Origin of the sequence: Dysgonomonas sp. HGC4, from assembly GCF_001261715.1 — a bacterium.
GTDB lineage: Bacteria > Bacteroidota > Bacteroidia > Bacteroidales > Dysgonomonadaceae > Dysgonomonas_A.
This window is the reverse complement of the sequence record NZ_CVRU01000097.1, coordinates 1-8,508: the sequence shown is the minus strand read 5'-3', so window position 1 is coordinate 8,508 and position 8,508 is coordinate 1. Positions and strand designations below refer to the sequence as shown.

General features: G+C 34.7%; 7 protein-coding genes. 3 read left to right on the top strand and 4 right to left on the bottom strand.

All coding sequences use genetic code 11. The annotated features are described in order from the left end of the window. The first annotated feature begins 824 nt into the window (after positions 1 to 824). Genes HGC4_RS09815 through HGC4_RS09805 form a run of 3 tightly spaced genes read left to right on the top strand, consistent with a single transcriptional unit; the run spans position 825 to position 2,998 of the window. Positions 825 to 1,235 (top strand): hypothetical protein, encoded by a 411-nt coding sequence (locus tag HGC4_RS09815; protein WP_050709961.1) that lies wholly within the window; start codon positions 825 to 827, stop codon positions 1,233 to 1,235. Further along, a complete protein-coding gene (locus tag HGC4_RS09810) occupies positions 1,216 to 2,520 on the top strand; it encodes a DUF3440 domain-containing protein (protein ID WP_050709960.1) in 1,305 nt (434 codons plus the stop codon). Before HGC4_RS09815 ends, HGC4_RS09810 begins: the two co-directional genes overlap by 20 nt. Then, positions 2,492 to 2,998: an IbrB-like domain-containing protein gene (locus HGC4_RS09805; protein WP_050709959.1), complete on the top strand. Its 507-nt coding sequence runs from the start codon at positions 2,492 to 2,494 to the stop codon at positions 2,996 to 2,998. The genes HGC4_RS09810 and HGC4_RS09805 overlap by 29 nt, the downstream gene beginning before the upstream one ends. Before the next feature lie 686 nt (positions 2,999 to 3,684). Here the strand turns inward: HGC4_RS09805 and HGC4_RS09800 are convergent. The 4 genes from HGC4_RS09800 to HGC4_RS09785 form a co-directional block, all read right to left on the bottom strand. Beyond that, positions 3,685 to 4,512 (bottom strand): hypothetical protein, encoded by an 828-nt coding sequence (locus tag HGC4_RS09800; protein ID WP_050709958.1) that lies wholly within the window; start codon positions 4,510 to 4,512, stop codon positions 3,685 to 3,687. 12 nt (positions 4,513 to 4,524) lie between these two features. Continuing rightward, positions 4,525 to 5,364, bottom strand: coding sequence for a hypothetical protein (locus tag HGC4_RS09795; RefSeq protein WP_185099963.1), 840 nt, complete (start codon positions 5,362 to 5,364; stop codon positions 4,525 to 4,527). 98 nt (positions 5,365 to 5,462) lie between these two features. Beyond that, positions 5,463 to 6,065 (bottom strand): hypothetical protein, encoded by a 603-nt coding sequence (locus HGC4_RS09790; RefSeq protein WP_157258222.1) that lies wholly within the window; start codon positions 6,063 to 6,065, stop codon positions 5,463 to 5,465. 992 nt (positions 6,066 to 7,057) lie between these two features. Continuing rightward, the gene (locus HGC4_RS09785; RefSeq protein ID WP_050709955.1) at positions 7,058 to 8,245 is read right to left on the bottom strand and encodes a hypothetical protein; all 1,188 of its coding nucleotides are present in this window, start codon (positions 8,243 to 8,245) and stop codon (positions 7,058 to 7,060) included. Positions 8,246 to 8,508: the final 263 nt, after the last annotated feature.

Below are 8,508 nucleotides of genomic sequence, written 5' to 3'. Positions count from 1 at the left end.
GTCACATCAAGCAAGTCCTCTAGAGCCTCATCCAATGCAATATTTCTAATTAATCAATAAAAATTTCGTTACATATGTTTTCTAATTTAATATATTACATTGTATATAAAATTCAAAAAAACAAAAGCGTGAATCACTACACACGACTACTAAACATAGCATAATTTTACTATAAACGAGAAAAATATGATGTTGTAAACGACAACAAATAATCAAGCTTTCATATTTAACCTCTAGTATCATCATGCCTGAATTACGGAATAAGAGAAAACCTTCTTACAATCAGAAAAACATTAAAAAAGAAAGATATTGAAAACAATTTAAATCACACTATTCATGCCTGAATCAAAATTAAAATATCACAAAACACCAAATTTCCACATAAAGAAACAATTAATCTCCACATAAAGTCCAAACAACACTCATATATATTTTTCACCCATTTATTGTTGTTATTTTATAAAAACCATCATAATTTAAAAAGCAGAAATTTGTTAAATTTTAAATCTTTTAAATTCTATCAATTTATTACGATAAAACAACAACAAAACAAATAAAGGCTCTTAACATTCTCAACAAAAAAAATCAAGTATTGATCTACAACACAATAACCAAACATCGCATATATTTAATAAAATAACTTATTTGATCTACATAAGGGTATTTAACAAAAAACAATCTATTAAAAACATCAGAAACATTTGTTCAAAACATACATAATTGTTAAATTTGTCAAACAATAAATGGGCGAAGATTATAGTGTTATTATATACACAGTTTAGAAGAAACTACAGGATTTTATCCTTATATTTAATATATAAAATATGGAAATTGTAGAATTGGAAGGAGAAGATCAACGACTATACTATCTAGTTGCCCATCTCATAATGGATGAAAATATCCTAAACTATAATCTTAACTATCCTTACAGAACCTCCTCCGAATATAAATGGTTTATAGCTACAAATAGAGGAGTTACACTTGGTTTTATTCCTGTAAAACTTAAGGAAGGGAAGGCCACTATAAACAATTACTATATAGCAGATGATGATAGCAAGGTCTTTTCAGCATTATTAGAAAGGATTATCAAGGCGCTTTATCTCGATTTTAGGATAGAATCTGTAACACAAATAAAGCATATTTCCTACTTTGAGCACAGTGGTTTTTCAACTGTTCTTTTTTGGAAGAGATATGCAAAAATGAAAGTATTTAATAATGAAGAAAAATGTCTATGAACGAGCTATGTACCGGATCGATATCATCTTTAAAGAATTTGATAACATCTATCTTTCTTTTTCGGGAGGTAAAGACAGTAGCGTAATGCTGAACCTTTGCATACAATATCTCAGAGAAACCGGCCTCAAAAGAAAGATAGGAGTTTTTCATATGGATTACGAAATACAGTACAACGAAACACTTCGCTACATTGACCATATCTTTAATACAAACCCTGATATTATAGAGGTTTATCGAGTTTGTGTACCTTTTAAAGTTAGTACCTGCACCTCAATGTACCAAATGTTCTGGCGTCCTTGGGATGAAGAATGTAAAAAATCATGGGTCAGAGAAATTCCTTCAGGCAGCTATACAAAAAAAGATTTCCCTTTCTATAATGAAGATATGTGGGATTATGACTTTTATACACTTTTTGCACAATGGTATCATCGATTAAAGAAAGCTGAAAAAACTTGTTGTCTAGTCGGCATAAGGACACAAGAAAGCTTGCATCGTTGGAGAACCATACATAGCAATAACAGATATAATATGTACCATTTTAGAAAATGGACACGTCAAATAAAAGAAAACATCTACAATGCCTATGTTATATATGACTGGTTAACAACCGATATCTGGACTGCCAATTGTCGTTTTAAATGGGAATATAATCGATTGTATGACCTTTACTATCAAGCAGGTGTACCATTAGAAATGCAAAGGGTAGCTAGTCCATTTATATCTACAGCAAGAGAAAGTTTATCACTATACCGTGCTATTGACCCTGATATGTGGGGAAAAATGATATGCCGTGTAAATGGTGTAAACTTTACAGCACTATATGGACATACCAGCCTTGTCGCAAAACAAAAAATTACTCTACCTAGGGGGTATACATGGGAAAGCTATATGCATTATCTACTATCAACTTTACCGGAAAGTACCCGACTGAATTATCTGCAAAGACTGTCTGTTAGTATCAACTTTTGGCGTAATAAAGGAGGCTGTTTGTCTGAAAAAACAATAGAAGAGTTACAAGCTCTTAAAATTAAGATAGAAGTTTCAGATTATAGCAATTATAAAACAAATAAGCGCCCTGTTAAGATGGAATACCAAGATAATATTGAAATTACAGATTTTAAGGAACTTCCAACATTTAAACGTATGTGTATATGCATACTCAAGAACGATCACTTATGTAAGTACATGGGATTTACGATGACAAAGAAAGAAATAGAGAATAGAGTACGAATCATGGATTTTTATGTGAATATATATGGAAAATTACAAAAGCCCAGTTTATAATGTTAGAGCAGTTGAAATTGAGAAGATACAGGCAAATGCATACAATCCCAATGTTGTAGCACCTCCTGAAATGAAACTTTTGGAATTATCCATTTGGGAAGATGGATACACTATGCCTTGTGTTTGTTATTATCTTCCAGATACAGACAAATATGAACTAGTAGATGGCTATCATCGGTATTTAGTGATGAAAACATCAAAACGCATTTATAAACGCGAAAAAGGAATTTTACCAGTTGTAGTCCTCGAAAAAGACCTGTCAAACCGAATGGCATCAACAATTAGACATAATCGTGCTCGAGGCACACATAATATTGAACTAATGACAACTATTGTTACTGAACTCAAACAAGCAGGAATGAGTGATGCTTGGATTCTAAAAAATATAGGTATGGACAAGGATGAATTACTTCGGTTTAAACAAATTTCAGGATTATCTTCGTTATTCACCAATAAGGACTTTAGTATACCCAAATAAATAATTGTTCATTTATTATTACACACATATGTATAACATAAAAATAGTGGTTGTAAGTTGAAAAGCACTATAAAACTAATATACAGAAAGCTCAAAAAGAGTTAGAGTGAAAAACCTATCCGATTCTTATAACTATTTTTTGATTTTAATAGCTACCTATATTGTTGATATACGGTTTAATATACGGTAACATCCGTTCCTAATATATAGCCATAATATTTAATATTAATTACTTAAATCTACAAAAAATAAGAAAACACCCCATCCACAAAAAGATAAAAGGTGCTCCTTAAATATGTAAATAAATCAAAACAAATATAATAAAAATTCAGAGTCTACCGAATGAATTTTCAAGATAAAATACAATAAACTATCTTATCCAATATAATTCCTTTTACAAAAAAAGGACAATCCAAATTAGCTCTTTATATCACTGCTCATTAGACAAAGCTTATTGTAATAACTGCTTAACTAGATATATTCTGTAGGTATAGAGGATATAAAAAATACGATTCGAGCAGTTTTGCAATAATAGAACTTTTTTAATCACTGCATCAAAATTTTAATTTTGAGTTTCCAACCCATGTAAATAATGCTATAAATCACCCCAATTTCAGTATAAATAAAAATATCCTCTCAGAGATAATCTTAAGAGAATATTTTACATTATCAGATAAATAAATTACTTACATCTCTGATATGGTTAGTATATTATATGATCCATCTGTCGTTGTTTTTATTTGACTTTGCCTATTATTGCTATAAATAAGAACACTCAGATTGTCACCCGCCACAAGATATAGAAATGCCTTATTTACAAGTGTCGCATTGAATGGAATTCCCGAACTAGCAGGAGCAGAAAATGTACTCTTAGATGCTATAGGATCATTAGTAAGACCATTAACCGTAAAAATGAGCTCTAAATGTATAAGGGATAGACCTGATATCAACACTACATTTTCGAACATAGCTGTACATGATACCGCATATACACCTGTACGGGGAGCAATAAAGACTCCTGTTACGGGATTAAAACTGTTTGCCAAATCCTCTACTTCTGTCCAGTTTGTCCATATATTAACAGAAGTAGCACCTGTTGTTGTCATATCTAGTGCCACCTCATTCTTGGCTATTGCGTATGCTTTGGTAGGTAAAACAGCTAATCGTAGCCAAGTATTCCCATCCGAATATTCTACGCCATTATTGTACCTGATAGCTCCGGCTCCGGCAGCTGCTGCCGTCATCGCCGTTGTGCCTAACCCCAATTCACCATTACCCAGAGATCCTCTCAGGTCGACTTTTACCGCAGGATTAGTCCTTGCCAATCCCCAATACCCGTTATCCAGGAGTCTGCTTAATTCGGTATTAGCTGAGTTTCGTGATAAAACAACCGGCATGGTGGTCGATTCGGATTTGATATCCAAAGTGGCAGTTGGTGATTCTGTATTTATCCCGATTTGGGAAAAAATACAACAAGGAGAAAGAAGTAGTATATATAGAATAATTATTTTCATTTCTGTAGATATTTATTGTATAACAATAGATAATTTATTAAAAGCAGCACTCGTCATGCCTCCTCCTGGGGAAGGACCCACGAAACGAGGATACTTATCTATGCCCATATTATGAGAGACCTGAGGAAATAGAGTATCACCTGCATTCAAAAAGAGTGTACCAGAACAAATAATAGGCGTCATAAAAGTACCTGCTATTGCAAAAGAGTTCACAGCCTTAATCGTCGCACCGTTACTCGCAACCCACATACCTTCCAGGTAACTATCTGCTTGAACAGGACTTGCAAGCATCTGCACCACAAATAAAACTGTATACAATCCGGTTTTAGGAGCTGTAAAGATACCAGTCGTTCCATCAAAAGAGCCCAGAGGGTCATATTGGACATCCCAGCTACCCAAACGGGTAACTGCATTGTTGGGACAGACCACCATATTGTAAGAATTATCTGCAACCACACAACTTCTTACCATATCTGCTTCCAGAGACATCCATTGTGTTCCATCTGAATAATGTAATTCCGTACTACTTGGCACATACTTTAAAGCTCCGGCCTGAGCGGCTGATGCTGAAAGATTAGTACCCCCGATACCGATAATATTGTTGCTTCCTGAACTGCCTCTCAAATCTAGACGTACAGCTGGACTTGTTGTTCCCAGCCCCAGATAACCATTGTCCTGCAATTTCAAAAGGGGGGCTCCCTCAGAGTTGATTATCCGTAGATTGTCGCTTAGATTACTGGATCCTTGTGAGAAGATATCAAGTGTCCCAAGGGGGGTATTGGTATTTATGCCTACGCTTTGTCCACTTAGCATTGCCACCGACAGCAACAGGCTAAAGAACGTAGCGCTCATTGTTTTTATAATTTTACTATTCATTATTTTTTATACTAATTAATTTACATACTGTGACTTATAGGGGGGCGTTTATATCAAAAGGCGGAAATGGAAACTTAATTTTCCAAAATACTTAAATTACAATATCCGGTTCTCAGATTTTTGGTTCCACCCAGAGTGTGTGTTAACACTGCTTGCAGCGTTTGTCCCGACAATAAATTAAAGCTTCCCGAACAGAGGACACTGGCTTGAAATGTGCCTGCACCGTAATAACTACTTTGACTTTTAACTATAGCGCTTGGTGATACGAGTTCCAGCTGCATAAAACTGTTAGCACTTACCGGGCTACTGCTAAATGTGGCAATCACAGCCATCGTGTACGTGCCGTCACGCGGTGCTGTAAAGACTCCCGTTGTAGGATTAAAGCTTCCTAAGAGATCTTCTTGTTCCCGCCAATTCTGAATCACCGTAGAGGCGTTGTTGGCAAAAGATTGAGTGCCACTGTTTATATCGCCAATAACATAGGTACGGATTACATGAGCACTCAGCTTTTTCCAAACTGTACCATCGGAAAGATATAAACTTTGAGATCCGGGGTCATATTTTATGGCTCCGGCTTGTGCCTCGGCTGCTGTCTGGCTACTAGTACCGATACCGATGATAGAATTATTGAATCCGTCACGCAGGTCCAGACGAATACCAGGGCTCGGTACGCCCAACCCCAAATAACCATTATCTTGTAATGAGAGAATCTCTCTATCGGAGCTGTTTTTAGCTGAAAGGGCCTGCGTTGCACTACTATTACCTGAAGAAATTATATCCAAAGTTGCTTGAGGATTCGTTGTATTTATGCCGACCTGGGCATGAGATAGCCCAATTGATAAAACGCCTGTTAATAAGAAAATAATCTTTTTCATTTAATTACTTGTTAGTTATTATATAGTTAGTTAATTTATTCAAAGAAAGCAGCAGCATGTAATCTCTACACGCTGCTGCCGGACATAGTTGTGCCATAAGTAAAAGGAAATATCGTACTGATTTTGAATGACAACAAACAAATCAGAAATACGAAAACCTTTACCGAAACAACTATATATATTGGGGAAATATGTAAAAGCTGAAAAAAATGTGTACGTAAAACGCAATAACAAAAAAAGACGGATTACTCCGCCTAAAATATTTTTTAATAAGTACGCAGAGGTACTAGTTAGCTCTCTCTCTCTCTCTCTCTCTCTCTCTCTCTCTCTCTCTCTCTAACATTTCAACGCACACAACCAAATCTAAATCGTTAAACTTTAGATTATTATTGGTGGGTATGTTTGTTAATTTTATTATCATTACTTGACTAAAGAGTTAGATTATAGCAACAAAGATAAAATAGATTATTTAAATTCAGTTTAAATTTCATGAAAAATACTGGAGGTGATCCCCCTTTGTTATAGACTAAACGAAAAGTGTAATTATATATCTTAGATATGCTGTTATAGTGATTAACCCTATTTCCAATACCCTATTGATATACTAAAAAAGTATAATTAAAAAAATTAAACATCTTGTACTCCAAAAGCATAAAAATAGCCACAGCGGACAGAAATGTTAATTGTTATATTCATCTGAATATAACAATTAACGCGCTATCCATTCTCGGATCAATATGAAATAATCTAATAAATAGCTCTGAAAGATGCAATATTGTTTATCTCTTAAAACATTAGGGAGCCGTAATTTGATCAATCTTAAGATAAACCTTCATTTGAGAAGCATCAGAGGTATTTTGTCCTGCAGGACTACCGGCCATAACACTCAAAATATAAGCAGTCTTAGTAACTGTAGAGGTATCTATCCATGAATAATACCGAAACTCAGGTCCATTATTAGAAGCTTGATAAATTCCTTCATTGGACCAATTTACTCGAGAATTAGTTGGCCCCTGAGTAGCCCATGTATTGGCTGAGCCTCCCCCCCAAACTTGGGAAGGTGCTGTTAATGTATTACCTGACCCATGTATAGTTCCTCCACCATAAGATCCTAACATATTCCACATAATAGTTGTTGGAGAACTCGAATTATTTCGAATCTGAATATCTGTATATTGAACTTGTCTTGTATTATTAGTAGCGGTACCAGCAGATGGATTTGAATGTAATAAGAAAGCTCTTAATGAATATTTTCCATCTGGAGTATTAATCATTACATAAAACCCTTTTGTACCATTAGGATCCGTTCCAAAAACCATATATTCCATTACGGCAACACTTGAAATATCAGCATTAATTTGTTCCCCAACTGTTATATCACAACTCAATGTTGTACCTCCTGGTCCCTGAAAAGTTATCGGAAAAGTAGCCCCTACAGGAGAATCTGCATCTGGAGTACCTGTTATATTATAGGTTAGATGACCAGCACCTTCTTCTAGTTTACCAGACTGCAATGCTATAGTCATTCCAGAATTCCATGTCGAGGTTGCTGAGATAGGTGTACCAGCCCCATATTTTCGACCATTTCCCCCTCTGTATGGAACACGAATTATTCCAGCATACGGAGTACCAGCCTTAAATGAACCTCCTTCCAAAATAGCTGAAACACATTGAAGTTCCGATATTTCAGGAACCCCACCAAGCGTACCTTCATAGCTTTTCCATGTCAATCCATCCCAATAATACAACCCTTTAGATAATGTTGTTCCTATATTAAATACTATAAGTCCAAGGGCTTGACCTGGGATACCATCAAGATCTAAGGTTTCTGAAGTTAGATCTACACGAGGAAGTAACATACCTTTATTCCCCGAATTTATATCTAAAATTGAAGATTCATCTGGAGATGTTGTGTTTATGCCAACCTGGGACCAAACACTCAAACTTAGAGAGCAGAATATAAACAATAATAATTTTTTCATTTTTCTTATTTTGTTAGTTAATGGAGTATTATCAAACACGTCTTCAATAGTTATTGTAAGCTAGTAGCAGTAGAGAAAAGCATTATCATAAATGCACTTTTTTACATCAAGAAAAATTAGAGTTTTATATCAGAAAAAAGTTCTATCATATAATCACGATACACTACTATCATGACAGGATTTACTACAGACGAATTAATTGTAAGTATAAAGTTGTAAATGACGAACGTTTCAACCTTGTTTTAAATTGTATTATCATATTT

Excerpts from the sequence above, each read along its gene's own strand:
- HGC4_RS09805 (WP_050709959.1), top strand. The coding sequence starts at position 2,492 with ATGGAAAATTACAAAAGCCCAGTTTATAATGTTAGAGCAGTTGAAATT.
- HGC4_RS09800 (WP_050709958.1), bottom strand. The coding sequence starts at position 4,512 with ATGAAAATAATTATTCTATATATACTACTTCTTTCTCCTTGTTGTATT.
- HGC4_RS09810 (WP_050709960.1), top strand. The coding sequence starts at position 1,216 with ATGAAGAAAAATGTCTATGAACGAGCTATGTACCGGATCGATATCATC.
- HGC4_RS09785 (WP_050709955.1), bottom strand. The coding sequence starts at position 8,245 with ATGAAAAAATTATTATTGTTTATATTCTGCTCTCTAAGTTTGAGTGTT.
- HGC4_RS09795 (WP_185099963.1), bottom strand. The coding sequence starts at position 5,364 with ATGAGCGCTACGTTCTTTAGCCTGTTGCTGTCGGTGGCAATGCTAAGT.
- HGC4_RS09815 (WP_050709961.1), top strand. The coding sequence starts at position 825 with ATGGAAATTGTAGAATTGGAAGGAGAAGATCAACGACTATACTATCTA.